Origin of the sequence: Cryobacterium sp. Hh38, assembly GCF_004403235.1 — a bacterium.
In the GTDB taxonomy this organism is placed as follows: domain Bacteria; phylum Actinomycetota; class Actinomycetes; order Actinomycetales; family Microbacteriaceae; genus Cryobacterium; species Cryobacterium levicorallinum.
In genome coordinates this window covers 67,407-84,319 of the sequence record NZ_SOHD01000031.1, presented here as the reverse complement: position 1 = coordinate 84,319, position 16,913 = coordinate 67,407, and the positions used below count along the sequence as shown (strand labels likewise).

Genomic DNA, 16,913 nt, shown 5'->3' with positions numbered 1-16,913 from the left:
AACCGCCGCCCACGCCCCACCCTCAACCTCGAAACCCCCGCCTACCGCCTCAACCAGCTACTTCTCGAAGCAAAAACCCCCGCGTTGCCCTGACCACTTGACTTTGCCCTCGGTGTCGGTTACATTTCTCCCGTTTCGACGCTGATAAAATGGTTCCCTGATCGGCCGGGCCTCGCCACGGGCATGGCCATCATGGGATTCGGCGGTGGCGCCCTCATCGCCAGCCCGGTCTCCACTGCCCTACTCGCCTGGTATGATCCCCCTTCCAGTGCCGTCGGCTGGGTCGCCAGCGGTGACGCCGTGGGCAAGCTTTTCCTCAGTCTCGCCGTCATTTACCTGGCCTACATGATGTTCGGCGCCTTCACGATCAAGGTACCGGCTGCTACCTGGAAACCTGCGGGGTTCGACCCCTCCGTGCTCACAAGGAAGGCACTGGTCACCACCCATCAGGTGTCGGCGTCGAACGCGATCAAGTCCAGGCAGTTCTGGCTGGTCTGGATTGTGCTCTTCTGCAACGTCACGGCCGGGATTGGGATTCTGGAACAGGCCGCACCGATGATCCAGGACTTCTTCCGCCAGAACGATGGAGTGTCCCTCGTATCGGCCGCCGTTGCCAGCGGTTTCGTTGGCCTGCTTTCCATCGCCAACATGGGTGGCCGGTTCGTCTGGTCGGCAGCATCGGATTTAACCGGACGCAAGAACATCTACGTGGTCTATCTGGGAATCGGGACCGCACTGTATGTGCTGCTGGCGCTGCTGGGCTCCAGTACGACGGCACTGTATGTCGTTCTGGGGTTCATCATCATTTCTTTCTACGGTGGTGGGTTCTCGGCAGCCCCCGCGTATCTGCGCGATTTGTTCGGCACGTTCCAGGTCGGTGCCATCCACGGACGCCTTCTGACAGCCTGGTCTGCGGCCGGTATCGCTGGCCCGCTGATCGTCAATTCCTTCCTGGATGCCCAGGGCACGCCAGGCAAGCTCACTGCCGCGGCCTATCAACCGGGACTGTTGACCATGGTGGGGTTGTTGGTCGTCGGCTTCATCGCCAATCTGCTGGTGCGGCCCGTCGATCCCAAATTCCACAAATCCGACGCGCCTCGAACACCGGCTCACGAACTCGTTCGGGAGGCCTGACATGAAGAAGGCACGACTTGCGCTCGGCTGGATCCTCGTCGCAATTCCGCTGCTCTACGGCGTTTACCAGACCCTCACCAAAGTTGCGGCGCTCTTTGGCTAGCGCCACAGAGGACGACAGGGTATTCCACCGCAGAAACACCGGTTTTACCGGTGGGCGGCGAGCAACTCGCGGGTGAACGGATGCTGCGGCGCCGCAAAGAGATCGACCGCCGGCCCCTGCTCCACAACAACGCCGTCCTTCATCACGAGGACCTCGTGACTGAGTGCCCGAACTACGGCAAGGTCGTGCGAGATGAACACCATGGCGAGTCCGGTGGATTCCTGGAGAGAGGCCAACAGCGCGAGCACCTGGGATTGAATCTGCGCGTCGAGCGCCGAGACCGGCTCGTCGCATACCAGGATGCTCGGCCGCCGGGCGAGCGCCCTGGCGATCGCCACCCGCTGCCGCTGCCCACCGGAGAGCTCGTGCGCGCGCCGGCCAAGCAGCCCGGTCGCCAGCGCCACCTGCGCGAGCAATTCCACCGCCCGAGCCGTGCGCCACCGGCGCGAAATCCCGTCGAGAGCGATAGCCTCTGACAGAATCTGCAGCACCGTCGCCCGCGGGTCGAAAGCGCTCAGCGAATCCTGGTGAATGATCTGGAGACGTCCCCGCCGGGCCCGGCGCTGGGATTCCGGCAGGCCGCTCCAGGGCTCGCCGTTCAGCAGCACCGAACCATGGTCGGGCGACTGCGTGCCCAGCAGCATCCGTGCCACGGTACTCTTTCCCGAGCCTGACTCGCCCACGATACCCACGGTGTGGCCGGCTCGCAGTTCGAACGAGACCCCATCGACGGCCGTCAGCGTTCCGTATGCCTTAGCGAGGTCATGTGCGGCGAGCACCACAGGGCCCGGCTTCGGCGCCGTGGCCGTGCCCAACGCGGCAGCGGCCAGCAACTGACGAGTATACGGATGCTGCGGCGCGGCAAACAGGGCGGCCGCGGCCTGCACTTCCACGAATCGGCCGTCCTTCATGACCGCCACCTGGTCGGCCAGCTGGCGGATGATCGACAGGTCATGGCTGATCAGCAACAGGGCGAGGCCAGATTCCTTCAGCTCACGCAGCAGTCGCACGACCTGCGCCTGCACCGTCGCGTCGAGAGCTGTCGTGGGTTCGTCGGCGATCAGCAGCGACGGCGATGCCGCCAGTGCCGCGGCGATAAGCGCGCGCTGGCGCAGTCCGCCGGAGAGCTCGTGCGGGTACTGCCGGGCACGCCGGGCCGGATCGGGCATGGCAACCTGCCGGAGCAGCTGCAGCACGCGGCGAGAACGGTCGACACGGCCGAGCTGCGGTTCGTGCACCTCGAGCGGTTCGGCCACCTCGGCGCCCACTCGGCGCAGCGGGTCGAGAGAGACCAGGGCGTCCTGGCTCACGAGCCCCACCCGCGCCCCGCGGAGGCCCCGCCAGCCTTGAGGGGAGAGGGCGCGGGCGTCGACGCCGGCCACCGTCAGTTCGTCGGCGGTGACCCCGGTGCCGGCGAGCCCAATCAGGCTACGCGCGGTCAGGGTCTTACCGGCACCGGACTCCCCCACGATGCCGAGGCACTGCCCAGCCTCGATGCGAAACGACACCCCATCGACCACGGCGGCCCCGCCCGGCACGACGACGCGCAGGTTGCGCACACTCACGACGCTCATCGTTGCCGCCCCGCCGCGCTGGCCTGCAGGTGCCGTCCGAGAACGCTCGTCGAGACCACGGTCGCGGTGATCACGAGTCCAGGGAACACAGCGATCCACCAGGCTGTAGCGAGAAAGTTGCGTCCCTCGGAGAGAATGAGCCCCCACTCCGGTGTGGGCGGCTTCGGCCCGAGGCCGAGAAAACTGAGGCCCGCGGCGGCCGTGATGGCCGTGCCGATTCCCATTGTGGCCATCACGAGCAACGGCCCGAGCGTGTTCGGCACCACGTGCCGCAGCACGGTGACCGCCGGCGACACCCCGAGTGTGCGGGCGGCCTCCACGTAGCCGGCCCGCTTCACCACCAAGGTCTGTACCCGGGCGACGCGGGCATACGACGGAATCACCGCGATGGCGACCGCGATCAGCAGACTCGCCTCCCCCGGCCCGATGATCGCTATCACGATCAGCGCTAGCAGAAACTCCGGAAACGCCATCACGATCTCGATCGCCCGGCTCAATACACCGTCGCCGACCCGGCGCATCAGCCCGGCCAGAGAGCCGATCACCAGGCCCGCCAGGAGCGCAATCAGAGTAGCCCCGAAGCCGATCGCGAGCGAGTAGCGCGAGCCATAGATGACACGTGCGAACACGTCGCGGCCGGCCTGGTCGGTTCCAAACGGATGCCCAGGGCCGGGCGCCAGCAGCGCAGCGCCGATGTCCGTGCGCACGGGATCAGCCCCGGTGAACAACCGAGGAAACAATGCGGACATCAAGACAATCAATAGGAAGCCGGCGGCCACCCAGAGGGCCGGTGTGGGCATCCGGGTCACGTGTCGGGTGCGGGCGGTTCGGGAGCGCGCGGCGGTGAGAATGCTCACGCGTAGGCCTGCTCGGTCGCCAGGCGCGGGTCGAGACGGTCGGCCACGAAGTCGACCAGCAGGTTGACCAACGAGAACGACACTGCGGCGAGCACAATAATGCCCAGCACCACAGGCACATCCCGATTGACGATGGCGTTCAGGGCCACGCGTCCGAGTCCGGGACGGGCGAAGACGGTCTCTACCAGCACCGAACCGCCGAGCAAGGAACCGACGATGTAACCCGTGAGGGTGACGCTGTTTGCTGCGGCGTGGCGCAGGGTATGCCGCAGCACGAGGCGGGTCTGGCTCGCTCCACGGGCGCGCACTGTGTCGACGAAGGGCAGAGCGGCCGCGTCGTCGAGGCCCTGGCGCAACACCTGGCTGAGAATGCCGGCCACCGGAATGGCGAGGGTCACGGCGGGCAGCACGAGCGCGCCGAACCCGGCAGTGGCGACCACGGGGAACCAACCCAGTCCGAAGCCGAAAACACCAATCAGCACCAGGCCGATCCAAAACGTGGGCGAGGACACCGCCACGAGCTCGAACAGGCCAGCCACCGGACCGGTGCGCCTGCCGCGGCCGAGCAGCGCCGACCCGAACGCGATCAGCACGGCGAACGAGATGGCGAGGCCCATCAGTTCCATCGTCGGCGCGAGTTGCTGGCCGATCACCGCGGCGACGGGTTGCTGCATGCGATACGACGTGCCGAGGTCACCCTGCAGCAGGCGGCCGAGGTAGTGGAAATACTGCAGGAGAAGCGGGTCAGCCAAGCCCCAGTATGCTCGGATTTGGTCGCGCACTCGCTGCGACACGTTGCCGAGCCCCACGAGCACGTTCACCGGGTCGCCGGGGATCAACCGCAGCGAGAAGAAGCCCACGGTGGCGGCGCCCCACACCACGAGAATCATGCCGCCGATCCGGCCGGCCAGGCGGGCGCCCGGTCGGCCGGATCGACGCGCACGGCCCTCGCGGTGCGCGGTCACGGCGCGGTCGTGAGCGCCGCCTCGTAGAAGAGCGGCTGCCCATACAGATCGAAGCTCAGGTTCTCGATGGTCTTGCTGTAGGCGGTGATGGCGGTGGGCACCGTGATCGGAACCATGACCACATGGGTCGCGTTCCACTTCTGCAGCTGCTGGTAGAGCGCTTCGCGTTCGGTCGGATCGCTCGTGGCGATGGCGTCGTCGAGCAGCTGGTCGACGACCGGGTCGGCCGTAGACGAGCCGTTCTTATAGCCGCCGCTGTGTAGGTGGGCGCGCAGGACGTCGGCGTCGACGCTGGGGAAACTCCAGTCGGACAGGTCATAGTCGCGTGCGTCGAAGGCCTCGTAGTATTGGGCGATCTCACGGTTGTCGCGCACGATTTCGAACCCGATGTCGCGCAGGTCAGACTGCACCACGTCGCCGAGGCTTGCGTTGGCGTCGGAGACCGGGGTGTAGGCGAGCCACTGGGCGCTCAGTCGGGCTCCACCTTTGGTGCGGTACCCCTCGGAGTCGCGCTCGGTCCAGCCGGACGCATCAAGCAGCGCATTGGCCTGATCTGGGTCGAACGCCCAGCTGTCTTCGAGGCTCGGGTCGTAGGAGTTGGGCGTGGCCGGGGAGAGGATGCTCCAGGCGCGCTCCGCCTGTCCCTGGTAGATGGTCTCGACGGCCGGACCGATATCGACCCCGAGCGCGAAGGCACGGCGCACGTTCTCGTCGGCGAAGACGCCGTGCGCCTCGTTCAGGAACAGGGTGTACGGCAGGCCCGGCATAGTCACGTTCTCGATCGAGAAGTCGTCGCCGATCTGGCTCACTGTGTTCGGGGTGATGTCGCTGGCGATCTGCGCCTGGCCGCTCGTGAGGGCGCCCGTACGCACCGAGGATTCGGGAAGGATGCGGAACTCGAGCGTGTCGATGGCGGGCGCGCCCTGATGGGAGCTCCCCTCCGGCGCCCAGTCGTAGTCTTCGTTTGCGGTGAACACGATGCCCTGGTCTGGCGTATATTCGCTCAGCACGTAAGGTCCGGTTCCCACCGAAATGCCCGGTCCACCGGCCGGCAGCTGCGCCGCGTTGTCCCGCAGAGTGGCCGGCGAGTAGAAGCCAAGCTTGGCGGTGCTCACCGCCTGCAGGAATGGCGCGTATGGCTGGCTGAAGTTCACCCGAACGGTGAATTCGTCGACAACATCGGTGCCAGCGTAGAAGCCGCCGGTTTCGGCGTACCCGATCAGACTGGCAGCATCCGCTGACGCCGTCTCTGGGGCGACGACGTGCTCAAAGTTGGCCTTGACGGCCTCGGCGTTGAAGGGTTCGCCGTCGTGGAACGTGACATCGCCCCGCAGATCGAACGTGTAGTGCAGGCCGTCGTCCGAGATCTGCCAGGACGTGGCGAGCCATGGCACGAACGAGCCGTCGGCTTTCTCATAGACGAGGGAGTCGAAGGAGTTGCGCATCACGAGGGCAGTGGCCTGGAACGCCGACGAGTGGATGTCCATCTTGCCGCCACTGAGCGTGCCGCCGTTGATGGCGTAGGTGAGGGTGTTCGCGTCGGCGGCGGTTGTGGGGGTAGTGGCAGTGCACCCGGTGACCAGGGCGACGGTGGCAAGGACGGCGGCTGCGGCGCGCAGCCAGGATGTTGAATGGGCGCGAATGCGCATAAATGGGGGTCTCTTTCTGAGCTACCAGTCATGCGGGCAATAAATGCTCCGCTCATCAAACGTACCGCGTGCGCCGAGACCGCCCGTCGCCCCGAGTAGGTTGGAAGGACCGACTTCGCAAAGGATGGGCTGACATGCCGGAGAATCGATTGAAGGACAACCGCTCAATGCTGGATGCAGCGGAGGATGCGCTTCGTGAGATGTGCGAGCCGGTTTCCCCGCCGAAACGTACCCTCGACTACCGAAACTATTTTTGCGCCAGAAACCTCGACAACACCGAGGTCGTGTCGAAGAACGAGCCGCGTAGAGCTGCCCTGTACGCGGCGGTGGCCGAGTATGGTCGTGCCTATTCCCACATCGCGCATGAGTTGGCGGCCGCCGGATATTCGCCCCGCGAGGCCGCCGGTATTCAGAAGGAAGTCGCGTACTTCCAGGAACTGCAGGGCGAGCTGCAGCGCGCATCGGGCGACCAGGTCGCCGAGGAGAGCGCACCCCGGTGACGTAGCCAGGAGCCTCCGTTCGCGACGCAGCGCACGCCGGTGAACCTGACGGAGCCAGCGATCACCCACACCCGGGGCGGCGATCGATTATCTAATCTCGGTGAGATAGGTGGTGTAGCCGGCCTGGTGCAGAGCGGTACGGATCGGTTCGGCGCCAGCGGGCCCGGCCAGGGCGATAATCGCGCCACCGCCGCCCCCGCCGGTGAGCTTGGCACCGAGCGCACCGGCCCGGCGCGCGATGGCGACCATCTGCTCGAGCTCAGGGCTCGACACCTGCAGTGCATTGAGCAGGCCCTGATTGATGTTCATGAGCTCGCCCAGTTCGGCCGTGTCGCCCCGGCGCAGGGCGTCGGCCCCCTCCCCCACCAGGGAGTCGATCTGATCGAAGATCGCATCGTAACGCGCGCGGTTGTGCAGCCACGCCGCGCGCACCGCGGCCACGGTGTGCGCGGTCAGGGCGTGCACACCGCTGAGACCGATCACGATCGGGATCGGATGCGGTGTGACAATGTCGCTTATTTCGTGACCGCTCGGGGCATCCGTTTTTTTAAACAGGATCGGCCGACCGAAGGTGGCAACGGTGTTGTCGATGCCCGAGGGTGTGCCGTGCACGATCTGTTCGCACTCAAAGGCCAGGCTCGACACCTGTTCGTCGCTGAGCTCGATCGAGAAGCACTCGGCGGTCGCTCGAATCAGTGCGACGGCGAACGCGGCCGACGCTCCCAGGCCGCTCGCGCGCGGAAGCTTGGAAAACACGTCGACCCGCACGCCGGATTCGGGCAGCCCGAGACGCGCCGCGATCAACGCGGCGACCTGATGTGAGACGTCGGGGCTGATCGTTTCCTGCGCCGAACCATCAACGTTCCAGTCGGTGATGACCGGCGCCTGCCCAGGTTCGCCGCGAACGACCTCGGCTCGCACTGTGAGGCCGATCGGCGCGGCAATAGCGCGGCGGCCGTAGACCACGGAGTGCTCGCCGAGCAGGATGATCTTTCCGTAGCCGACCTGCGAGCGGGCACCGAGCGGTGCACGCGTCGGCATCGCTGCGGCCGGCATCGCTGCGGCCTGGGGCACTGCGGTCGGGGGCGCGAGGACCGGCGACGGCCGGGCTTCGAGTTCGGTCAGAATCTGCCGCGCCTTCCACACCTTGATCTCGCCGCCGACGAGGAGTCGCTCGACGACCTCATCGAACCGCGCCGGGCCGGTACCGGCGGCCACCGCGACCGCTCGGGCGTGCAGGCGCATGTGGCCGTGTTGGATCCCCGTGGTCGAGAGCGCTTTGAGCGCGGCCAGGTTCTGGGCCAGCCCGACGGCCGCCATTACCTCGGCCAGTTCGCGCGCCGAGGCGACATCCAAAATTGTATGGGCGATGCGCACGGCCGGGTTCGATTCCACCTGACCGCCGACCGTGCCGACCTTCAGCGGCATGGTCAGTTCGCCGACCAGGTCGCCGGCGTCGTTGGCGCTCCAGGTCGACAACGGTGCATAACGTGGCCCGCGGGCGGCGTACGCGTGGGCGGCGGCCTCGATGGCGCGCCAGTCGTTGCCGGTGGCGATCGCGACGGCGTCGATGCCGTTCATGATGCCCTTGTTATGGGTGGTGGCCCGATAGGGGTCCATGGCGGCGAATTCGCTGGCCAGAATGATCCCGTCGCGCACCCGGTCGCCGGGATAGTCCCGGGTTGCCAGCAGGGCTTCCGGGATGACCGCCCGGGCACGCACGAGGGCGCGATCGGTCAGGTTTGAGAGGATGCGCAAGAACACCCGACCAGCGCTGATGTGCTCGACCAGGGGTGCGATGCTTTCGCACATGGAGTTGACCAGGTTCGCGCCCATCGCATCGCGGGTGTCAACGAGCAGATGTACCACCAGCAGCTCGCCGTTTTGCGCCGTCGCTCCGCGCAGGTGCACCTCGATACCGCGCGCGCCGCCGCCGCGGGCGACCATGTTCGCGTGGCCGCTGTTGGCCAGCTGCAGAATGTGCTCAGATTGCGCAAGCAGAGCCTGGCGAGCACGCGCCGGGTCGGCAACATCGACGATCTGCACCTGGCCGATCAGCAGCGGCTCGTCGGATCTGCTGGCGAACCCACCCGCCTGGCGCACCAGAAGCGCGGTGGAACTGACCGCAGCCACGACGGACGGCTCCTCCACCACCATGGGAACCAAATAGTCCAGGCCGTTGATCTGAAAATTCAGTCCGAGCCCAAGTGGCATCGAAAATACGCCGATCACGTTTTCAGTGAGACGATCGGCGGTTTCGGCGTTCAGCAGGCCCGCACCGGGCTGCAGCATGGCGTAGTCAGCATCATTCAACGTTCCGCGTTCGTGTAGCAACTCCAGTCGTTTCTGAACTGACTTCCGATAGAACTTCGCGATGCGTGAGCCGCTCATGACCTTGTCCCCTCTGCGCCAAGGACCAGCGGTACAACGGATGCGCCGGCGTCGGTCAGTGCTGCCGCGAGCCGTTCGGCGGCCAAGCCGCTCGCGCTGAAGGCGAGTCCGACATCGCCGCCGCCAGCTCCGGAAGTCTTGAACACGCCACCAGCCCGCTGGGCCACGACGCGCAGCTCCCGGTGACGCGCGGTAACGATGCCGGCCTCGGCGTGGCTGTCGAGCCGGGCCAGCGCGGTGAAGTAGTCGTCGATCAGGCGCAGAAATTCGGCGCGGTCGGCGAGCGCTGACTGTGCCGTGTGCGCGAGCCGGGTCAGCCTCGCCACGTCCTGGGCGTGTTGCAGCGGATGCGCGGCACCAAAGTCGTTCACCCGACCGACCAGGTCGGTTGTCACCGACCCTTCACCGGTGACCACGGCCAGCATGGTGAGATCGTTGGGCCACTGCAACGGCACCGGCGTCGCGCCGACGGCATAGGAGAGCAGACCGCCGTAGACGCTTGCGGCGACATCTCCGCCGCTACCCGTGCCGTTTTGGGCGGCCCGATGAGCCGACTGGGCCAGCGTGAACAGCGCCGCGCGATCGAGGTACAGCCTCGAGGCCGTGGCCAAGGCGGCCGTGAGCGCGCTGGCCACCGCAGCGCTCGACCCGAGTCCCAACTTGTGGCCATCGCGGGAGAGTTCCGCGCTGTCGATGCTGATCTCGAACGGGCCGCCGCCGGCTCGGGCTCGCACTGCCGCTCGCACCGTATCGAACAGGCGCAGGGTCGACCGGGTCTGGGCGTTGAGAGCGGCCGGTAGTTGCCCCTCATCGTCGAGGTCGAGGTGCTGGATGCCAATGCTTTGGGCGTGCAGCCGCCAGGACCCGGCCGGTACGACCGTGACGGTGACTCGGCGATCGACGGCCGCCAGCAGCGCCGGTGCGCCGTGCAAAACCGCGTATTCACCGAGCAGAAAAAGTTTTCCAGGGGCCGATGACGTTATCGCTGTCACGTCAGTCCAGCCGGTAGGCGTCGGGGCCGAGCGCGCTCTGGCGCACCTCGAGCACGCCGCCCACGGTCGACAGTGCCTCGTGCACCCGGGACGCATCGGTCGGCAGGCAGAGCACCTTCACCTGCGGTCCGGCATCAATGGTGAAGTAGGCCGCAATGCCGGACGCGCGCAGGTCGCGAACGGCGTGCATCACGGCGACCGTCGCGGCGTTCCAATAGATCAACGCTGGCCGGGTGGTGAGCATCAGGGCGTGCAGCTTGAGGCAGTTGTACTCGGCGAGTTCGCCGACACGCACGAAGTCGAAAGCGGCGATCGCGGCCCGCATATCGGCGAGATCAGTCGGGGCCGTCGCCAGCCAGGCCGGGTAGAACGGCGAACTGACCGCGGTCGCGCCCATGCCGACGGTCGAATTGATCGGCTTCGCCCCGTGCGCGGTGATAGCGACCAAAATGGCGAGCGGCCAGTCCGCGCCGGGCAGCAGCTGCTCAGCGTAGGAGTCCAAACCGTCGGCGGCACTGCCGGCGTGCATCTCGGCGAAACCGCCGAAAATGGAACGGGCGGCCGAACCGGAGCCGTGCCTGGCCAGGATGGACAGCTCCCGCGCGGTCGGCGTGAGCCCGGCTGCGCCGGTCGCGGCGACGGCGAGAGCGGCGAAACCGGACGCCGACGAGGCCAGCCCGGCTCCGGTCGGGAAATTATTCGTGGACTCCACGATCGCGCATAGGGTGGCACCTCGGGAATAACGCACCAGGTCGAGAACGCGACTGGCCTTGGTGGCGTCGTGCCGGCATCCGTTGAGCCATAATTCATCGGTCGCGAGCCCGGCGCGAAAGGTCACTCGGGTGTCGGTGTAGAGGGCGTCGAGGGTGATCGAGATCGACCCGACCGCCGGGGTATTGAGAACGGCATCGTTCTTGCCCCAGTACTTGACCAGTGCAATATTGCTGTGTGCGCGGGCGCGGGCCGTAGCGCCGGCCTCAAGGGTCTGTGACACAGGACTGCTCCGATCGGTTCTGCATCCATTTTAGCCGGGCCCCCGATGTTATCCGTTCGAACCGGCCCGCGCCCCGACTCGCAGCTTGGCCGACTAAAATAGCGTGACCGTCGCGGCCCCGCAATCACCTGAAAGTTAAGTGGACACAGTTGGCTCCTGGAATTAGTGGTTTTTCCCTGTACCTCCCGCCGTATCGCGTTCAGCTCGAATCGTGGTGCGAGTGGAATGACCAACCGTGGGAGAAATTCCGTTCGGTGGTCGGACGCAGTTTTCGCATGCGCGCACCTCGGCAGAGTGTCTATACCTTCGCGGCTACCGCGGTCTGGCGGCTGATTAGGGACTACGACATCGACCCGACCCAGGTCGGGCTGCTCGCCCTCGGAACCGAATCAAGCACCGACAATTCGGCCGGTGCTGTCATCGTGAAGGGCATGGTCAATGAGGCCCTCGCCGCCGCCGGCCTGCCGCTGTTGGCCAGAGACTGCGAAGTGCCTGAATTCAAGCAGGCCTGCCTCGGCGGCGTGTACGGCATGAAAGCTGCGCTGCGCTATCTGGCAACGGATGGCCGCGGTCGCCAGGCCATCGTCGTCTGCGCCGACATCGCCGAGTACGCGCGCGGTGGCAGCGGCGAGCCCACCCAGGGAGCAGGGGCCGTCGCCATGTTGCTGGAGAGCGACGCACGGCTACTGGAGGTGGACCTCGCCGGGGCTGGCAGCGACTCCGACTATCGGGTGGCCGACTTTCGCAAGCCGTTTACACGTTTTCGCAATCAGCCCGACCGCGACGATGGCCAGCTGCAGGACCTGCCCATGTTCAACGGGCATTACTCCACCAGCTGCTACATCGATGCCACCCACCACGCGATGACGGCGATGCTCGACAAACGCCCCGGCCGAAATCTCGACTATTTTCACGACATCGACGCGGTGTTCATGCACCGCCCGTACCACCAGATGCCCACCACCGGGTGGGTCATGGCCTACCTGTTCACTCTCGCGCACGATACCGACGGTCACGACGAGCTGCGCGCACTCGCCGCCGGAGCCGGCGTCGACGCCGATCGGCTGAGCGCTGAGCTGCTGGCTCCAAAACCATTCGGAATCACCGGTGCGCAGCTCGCCGAAAACACCGGCGATGCCTTTCCGCTGGCGCGCCGGGCGCGCAACCAGCTGCGCAAAACCCCGCTCTGGGACACCCTCGTTCGGGAAAAGCTCGGACTAGGCTCGGAAGCCATGCGCGACCTCGGTAATCTCTACACCGCTGCCCTGCCGGCCTGGCTCGCCGCTGGCCTGCACCAGGCCCTGACCGACGGCCTGGATCTGGCCGATCAGGACTGGCTGGCCCTCGGCTATGGCAGTGGCGACGCGGCGGAGGCCCTGCCGCTGCGGGTTGTGGCCGGGTGGCAAGACGCGGCGGCGCGAATCAATTTCGACCGCGCGCTGCTCGGAGCTGTCGATCTGAACGAAACGCAATATATCGACGTGCACGCGGGACGCCTGATCGACGTCACCCCGCCCGCCCACGACGAGTTCGTGGTCGATCATGTCGGAACATCGAACGGACCCGACTTCTTCGATGAGGGCGTCGAGTATTACCGATACGTGGTCGACAGCACCGAATAACCAGAACGGGGCCGGCTGGAGCCGGTCCCGTTCTTTGTACCGCTACTCCGCTGCGCCGATCTCGGGCTCGCCCTGTGCGTGCCGGGCACGCAGCCACGGAATGAGACCGCCGACCAAGAGCATCTCGATCTGGCGGGTCGAGAGTTCGTGCCGCACCGTATAGGTCTCGTTGCGGGTGGTGTTGCGAACGAGAATCTCGGTGCCGTTGGCGAGCGCCTCCCGAATGCCATCGAGCACCAGGACGTCGTCACGCTGGATGCGATCGTGATCGGCGGCATCCGTGAATTGCAGCGCGAGCGCGCCGAAGTTGGCCAGGTTCTGCCAGTGGATTCGCGCGAATGACACCGCCAGCACCACCCGCAGGCCTAGGAATCGGGGCGTGATCGCGGCGTGCTCGCGGGAGGAACCCTGCCCGTAGTTGGCACCGGCGACAATCATATGGCCGGTCGTGTCCCGGCTGAGCGCGGCGCGGGTCGGGTAGGTCGGGTCGACCTGATCAAAGGTGAATTCGGCAAGTTTGGGCACGTTGCTGCGAAACGGCAAGACACGCGCACCGGCCGGAAGAATCTCATCCGTTGAGATATCGTCGCCAACGATCAGCGCAACGGGCGCCTCAATACGCTCGGCGAGCGGGCCGAAGACCGGCAGGGATGAAATATTCTCGCCCTTGACCAGCGCGATGGTGAGCGATTCCGCCGCCGGCAGCGGCGCCTCAAGCATGGTCAGGTTCACACTAGAGAACTCGGGCAGGACGATCTCGGGATAGTCCATACCGAACAAGTCGGCGAGGTCGCGCGGATCGGTGATTTTTCCGGTCAACGCGGCCGCAGCCCCGGTTTCCGGCGAACAGAGGTAGACCGAGTCCTCCTGGGTGCCCGAGCGACCCGGAAAGTTGCGCGGCATGGTACGCAGGCTGATGCTGCCGTTGGCGGGTGCCTGCCCCATGCCGATGCAGCCCATGCAGCCAGACTGGTGCAGCCGCGCACCGGCCCCGATCAGATCGAGGGTTGCCCCCATTTTGGTCAGGTCCTGCAGAATCTGGCGTGAACTCGGATTGACGTCGAGGCTCAGCCCGGGGAAGGACTGACGTCCCTTGGTGATCGCCGCGACGATCGCGAAGTCGCGCAGACCCGGGTTAGCGGATGACCCGATCACCACCTGCTCGACCGGCCGGCCGGCGACCTCGCTCACCGGAACGACATTGCCCGGAGAGCTCGGCAGCGCGATCAACGGCACGATCGTCGCGAGATCGATCTCCTCGTTCACGTCATAGGTCGCATCAGCGTCGGCGAGCAGTTCGACGAAGTCGTCCTCACGCGCCTCCGCGCGCAAGAATGTGCGAACCTGATCATCGGCGGGAAACACCGTCGTCGTTGCTCCGAGCTCTGCGCCCATATTGGCAATCACGTGCCGGTCCATCGCGGTCAGCGATGCCAGCCCCGGACCGTAGTACTCAACGATCCGGTTGACACCGCCCTTCACACCGTGGCGACGGAGCATTTCAAGGATGACGTCCTTGGCGCTCGTCCACGGCGGCAGCTGTCCGGTGAGACGAATCCCCCAGATTTCGGGCATGCGAATGTAGAGCGGTTCGCCGGCGATCGCCAGCGCGACCTCGGTGCCGCCGACGCCGATGGCGAGCATGCCGAGGGAGCCAGCCGCCGGGGTGTGGCTGTCCGAGCCGACCATGGTCTTGCCTGGGATACCGAAGCGCTGCATGTGCGTCGGGTGCGATACCCCGTTGCCGGCCTTGGAAAACCAGATGCCAAAGCGTTGGCAGGCAGAACGCAGAAAGTCATGGTCTTCGGCGTTCTTGCTGTCGGCCTGCAACAGGTTGTGGTCGACATACTGCACGGAAACCTCTGTGCGTGCGCAATCCAGGCCGAGAGCTTCCAGCTCGAGCATGACCAGGGTGCCCGTTGCATCCTGGGTGAGGGTCTGGTCGATGCGGATGCCGATTTCGGTGCCGGGGATCATCTCTCCGACTATCAGATGCGAGGAAATTAATTTCTGGGCGACGTTGTAGGCCATGCGGGCTCCCTTGCTAGTGTGCGGGTGGCTGCGTCGACAAGCACCAATCCACGCAACCCGCTGATCCTTAACCTATGCGACTGCGGGGCTGACGACCACTCTTTGGGGGTGTTTGGGCCAGAGCCCAGTAAGTGTGGGCTGGCACGAGACCAAGTCCGGCTCCCATACGATAGACGGCGTGAGTAGTTACGCCCTGGTGCGCCCCGAACAGCGCACGCCGATCGCGCGGTATCGGCATTCCCTTTGGCTGCTGACGCAGCGCGATCTTCGCGTGCGCTACTCCACCTCGGTACTCGGCTACTTCTGGTCCATCCTCGATCCGCTCGTGATGGCCGGAATCTACTGGTTCGTCTTCACCCAGGTATTTGACAAAAACGTCGGCACCGAGCCTTATATCGTGTTCCTGTTGGCCGCCCTGCTGCCCTGGATGTGGTTCAACGGGGCTGTCTCCGATTGCACGAGGGCATTTCTGCGCGAGGCCAAGCTCATCCGCTCCACCCGCATTCCCCGCACCATCTGGGTGAACCGCCTCGTGCTCTCCAAGGGCATCGAGTTTCTCGCTTCGATACCGGTACTGGTTCTCTTCGCCATTGTGTACGGCGCGCAACTGCACATCGACGCGCTGTTCTTTCCCCTCGCCATGGTGATTCAGGCAGCGCTGACCGCGGGGGTCGGCCTGCTCGTCGCACCGCTCGTCGTGTTCTTTCGAGACCTGGAACGGGCCGTCAAACTCATCCTTCGATTTCTCTTCTACGCCTCCCCCATCATCTACAGCACCACCGATCTTCCGCCCGAACTGCAGTTCTGGGCTGCTTTCAACCCACTGACCGGCATCTTCAGCCTCTACCGGGCAGCGTTTTTTCCGGAGCAACTCGACTGGTTCGCCGTTGCGATCAGCGTTGTCATGTCCCTGCTCTTTCTCGGGCTGGGGCTGCTGGTCTTCCGCCGCACCGAGCGCGCCGTTCTGAAGGAGATCTAATGGTGAACCAGACAGCCGCGGTGCTGCCGGTGATTTCGCTAGTGGATGTCGGCATCCGCTTTCGCAGGAATCGTCGCGGTCGTCGCAATTTCAAGGACCTCTTCGGTGCCAGAAACCGGCGCAGCCGCCCGGGCGAATTCTGGGCCCTGCAGCACGTGAGCTTCACCGTGCAGCCGGGGGAAGCCATCGGTGTCGTCGGCCGCAACGGCCAGGGCAAGTCCACCCTGCTCAAACTCGTCACCGGAGTCGTACTTCCCGATACGGGAACGGTGCACGTGACCGAGGGCGTCGCACCGCTGATCGAGATCACCGGCGGATTCGTCGACGACCTGAGCGTACGCGACAACGTCTATCTCACTGCGGGATTGCACGGCATGACCCGCAAGCAAATTGCCGAACGCTTTGACGAGATCATCGACTTCGCCGAGATCGCCGATTTCATCGACACGCCGTACAAGCATCTGTCCAGCGGCATGAAGGTGCGCATCGCTTTCGCCGTGATCTCCCGGTTGGAAGAACCGATTCTGCTAGTCGACGAGGTACTGGCCGTGGGAGATAAGGCCTTTCGGGAGAAGTGCTACCAGCGCATCGAAGAGCTTCTCGCCGGCGGCCGAACGCTGTTCATCGTGTCGCACAATGAGCGAGACCTGCGTCGGTTCTGCACCCGCGGCCTCTACCTCGACCGGGGCGATCTTGTGCTCGATGCCCCGATCACCGACGTGCTTGAGCGCTACAACACGGACTACGCCGTCAAGCCCAAGGCCTGACCAGAAGCATCGTCAGCGAAAGTTGATGGCCAGGTAGGCGTCCCGGGTGGGCGGAAGCTGTTCGACCTCCAGGCCGATCACCAGCTCACTGAGTTCGAGTTGCAGGACGGCGGCAAGTCGAATGAGGGTGTACATCGTCGGGTTTCCATACCCCCGATCGATCCGGGCATAATTCGACACGTTGAGTCCGGCTAGCAGGGCCACCGACTCCTGATTGAAGCCAAGAGTCAGGCGCCGTTCGCGCAGACGGCGGCCAAGCAGTCTGGATGCTTCTGATTTCGGCTCGGGCATTCCTCAGTTGTAGCCGGCCGCCCCGGTCTTGACTAGCGGCTGGACAATTGCCCAGACGTGGTAT

13 protein-coding genes and 1 pseudogene are annotated in these 16,913 nt (G+C 65.4%); 5 read left to right on the top strand and 9 right to left on the bottom strand.

The features are described from left to right. Positions 1 to 108 precede the first annotated feature (108 nt). A pseudogene (locus E3T41_RS11580) lies at positions 109 to 1,134 on the top strand (MFS transporter); the annotation flags it as partial. Between the two features lie 147 nt (positions 1,135 to 1,281). On the opposite strand, the gene E3T41_RS11575 reads toward E3T41_RS11580, so the two are convergent. The 4 genes from E3T41_RS11575 to E3T41_RS11560 are packed head-to-tail and all read right to left on the bottom strand — an operon-like array spanning position 1,282 to position 6,282. Next, positions 1,282 to 2,811 (bottom strand): ABC transporter ATP-binding protein, encoded by a 1,530-nt coding sequence (locus E3T41_RS11575; protein ID WP_134478711.1) that lies wholly within the window; start codon positions 2,809 to 2,811, stop codon positions 1,282 to 1,284. After that, positions 2,808 to 3,668 (bottom strand): ABC transporter permease, encoded by an 861-nt coding sequence (locus E3T41_RS11570; RefSeq protein ID WP_241991147.1) that lies wholly within the window; start codon positions 3,666 to 3,668, stop codon positions 2,808 to 2,810. The genes E3T41_RS11575 and E3T41_RS11570 overlap by 4 nt, the downstream gene beginning before the upstream one ends. Continuing rightward, complete coding sequence (locus E3T41_RS11565; protein ID WP_241991146.1) at positions 3,665 to 4,633, bottom strand: ABC transporter permease; 969 nt, start codon at positions 4,631 to 4,633, stop codon at positions 3,665 to 3,667. The genes E3T41_RS11570 and E3T41_RS11565 overlap by 4 nt, the downstream gene beginning before the upstream one ends. Further along, positions 4,630 to 6,282: an ABC transporter substrate-binding protein gene (locus tag E3T41_RS11560; RefSeq protein WP_134478709.1), complete on the bottom strand. Its 1,653-nt coding sequence runs from the start codon at positions 6,280 to 6,282 to the stop codon at positions 4,630 to 4,632. The genes E3T41_RS11565 and E3T41_RS11560 overlap by 4 nt, the downstream gene beginning before the upstream one ends. 134 nt (positions 6,283 to 6,416) lie before the next feature. Between E3T41_RS11560 and E3T41_RS11555 the strand changes: the two genes are divergently transcribed. Continuing rightward, complete coding sequence (locus tag E3T41_RS11555) at positions 6,417 to 6,782, top strand: hypothetical protein (RefSeq protein ID WP_134478707.1); 366 nt, start codon at positions 6,417 to 6,419, stop codon at positions 6,780 to 6,782. An 87-nt stretch (positions 6,783 to 6,869) separates the two neighbouring features. On the opposite strand, the gene E3T41_RS11550 is transcribed toward E3T41_RS11555, so the two are convergent. Genes E3T41_RS11550 through mvaD form a run of 3 tightly spaced genes read right to left on the bottom strand, consistent with a single transcriptional unit; the run spans position 6,870 to position 11,159 of the window. Further along, a complete protein-coding gene (locus E3T41_RS11550; RefSeq protein ID WP_134478705.1) occupies positions 6,870 to 9,173 on the bottom strand; it encodes a hydroxymethylglutaryl-CoA reductase, degradative in 2,304 nt (767 codons plus the stop codon). Then, on the bottom strand, positions 9,170 to 10,165 hold the full coding sequence (locus tag E3T41_RS11545; protein WP_166787454.1) for a mevalonate kinase: 996 nt from the start codon (positions 10,163 to 10,165) through the stop codon (positions 9,170 to 9,172). The genes E3T41_RS11550 and E3T41_RS11545 overlap by 4 nt, the downstream gene beginning before the upstream one ends. A gap of 1 nt (position 10,166) precedes the next feature. Next, positions 10,167 to 11,159, bottom strand: a complete 993-nt coding sequence (gene mvaD / locus E3T41_RS11540) for a diphosphomevalonate decarboxylase (protein WP_134478701.1) — start codon at positions 11,157 to 11,159, stop codon at positions 10,167 to 10,169. 149 nt (positions 11,160 to 11,308) lie between these two features. On the opposite strand from mvaD, the gene E3T41_RS11535 reads away from it, so the two are divergent. After that, positions 11,309 to 12,781: a hydroxymethylglutaryl-CoA synthase family protein gene (locus tag E3T41_RS11535; protein ID WP_092450175.1), complete on the top strand. Its 1,473-nt coding sequence runs from the start codon at positions 11,309 to 11,311 to the stop codon at positions 12,779 to 12,781. A 42-nt stretch (positions 12,782 to 12,823) separates the two neighbouring features. On the opposite strand, the gene E3T41_RS11530 is transcribed toward E3T41_RS11535, so the two are convergent. Beyond that, the gene (locus E3T41_RS11530; RefSeq protein WP_134478699.1) at positions 12,824 to 14,812 is read right to left on the bottom strand and encodes an aconitate hydratase; all 1,989 of its coding nucleotides are present in this window, start codon (positions 14,810 to 14,812) and stop codon (positions 12,824 to 12,826) included. A 178-nt stretch (positions 14,813 to 14,990) separates the two neighbouring features. On the opposite strand from E3T41_RS11530, the gene E3T41_RS11525 reads away from it, so the two are divergent. Both E3T41_RS11525 and E3T41_RS11520 read left to right on the top strand, forming a co-directional pair. Continuing rightward, complete coding sequence (locus E3T41_RS11525) at positions 14,991 to 15,791, top strand: ABC transporter permease (RefSeq protein WP_241991145.1); 801 nt, start codon at positions 14,991 to 14,993, stop codon at positions 15,789 to 15,791. After that, positions 15,791 to 16,558, top strand: coding sequence for an ABC transporter ATP-binding protein (locus tag E3T41_RS11520; protein WP_170851569.1), 768 nt, complete (start codon positions 15,791 to 15,793; stop codon positions 16,556 to 16,558). The genes E3T41_RS11525 and E3T41_RS11520 overlap by 1 nt, the downstream gene beginning before the upstream one ends. Positions 16,559 to 16,570: 12 nt before the next feature. On the opposite strand, the gene E3T41_RS11515 is transcribed toward E3T41_RS11520, so the two are convergent. Beyond that, positions 16,571 to 16,849 carry a helix-turn-helix domain-containing protein gene (locus tag E3T41_RS11515; protein WP_092450179.1) on the bottom strand — a complete coding sequence of 93 codons (279 nt, stop codon included), beginning with the start codon at positions 16,847 to 16,849 and terminating at the stop codon, positions 16,571 to 16,573. Between the last annotated feature and the right edge of the window lie 64 nt (positions 16,850 to 16,913).

Excerpts from the sequence above, each read along its gene's own strand:
- E3T41_RS11575 (WP_134478711.1), bottom strand. The coding sequence starts at position 2,811 with ATGAGCGTCGTGAGTGTGCGCAACCTGCGCGTCGTCGTGCCGGGCGGG.
- E3T41_RS11560 (WP_134478709.1), bottom strand. The coding sequence starts at position 6,282 with ATGCGCATTCGCGCCCATTCAACATCCTGGCTGCGCGCCGCAGCCGCC.
- E3T41_RS11555 (WP_134478707.1), top strand. The coding sequence starts at position 6,417 with ATGCCGGAGAATCGATTGAAGGACAACCGCTCAATGCTGGATGCAGCG.
- E3T41_RS11550 (WP_134478705.1), bottom strand. The coding sequence starts at position 9,173 with ATGAGCGGCTCACGCATCGCGAAGTTCTATCGGAAGTCAGTTCAGAAA.
- E3T41_RS11530 (WP_134478699.1), bottom strand. The coding sequence starts at position 14,812 with ATGGCCTACAACGTCGCCCAGAAATTAATTTCCTCGCATCTGATAGTC.
- E3T41_RS11520 (WP_170851569.1), top strand. The coding sequence starts at position 15,791 with ATGGTGAACCAGACAGCCGCGGTGCTGCCGGTGATTTCGCTAGTGGAT.
- E3T41_RS11515 (WP_092450179.1), bottom strand. The coding sequence starts at position 16,849 with ATGCCCGAGCCGAAATCAGAAGCATCCAGACTGCTTGGCCGCCGTCTG.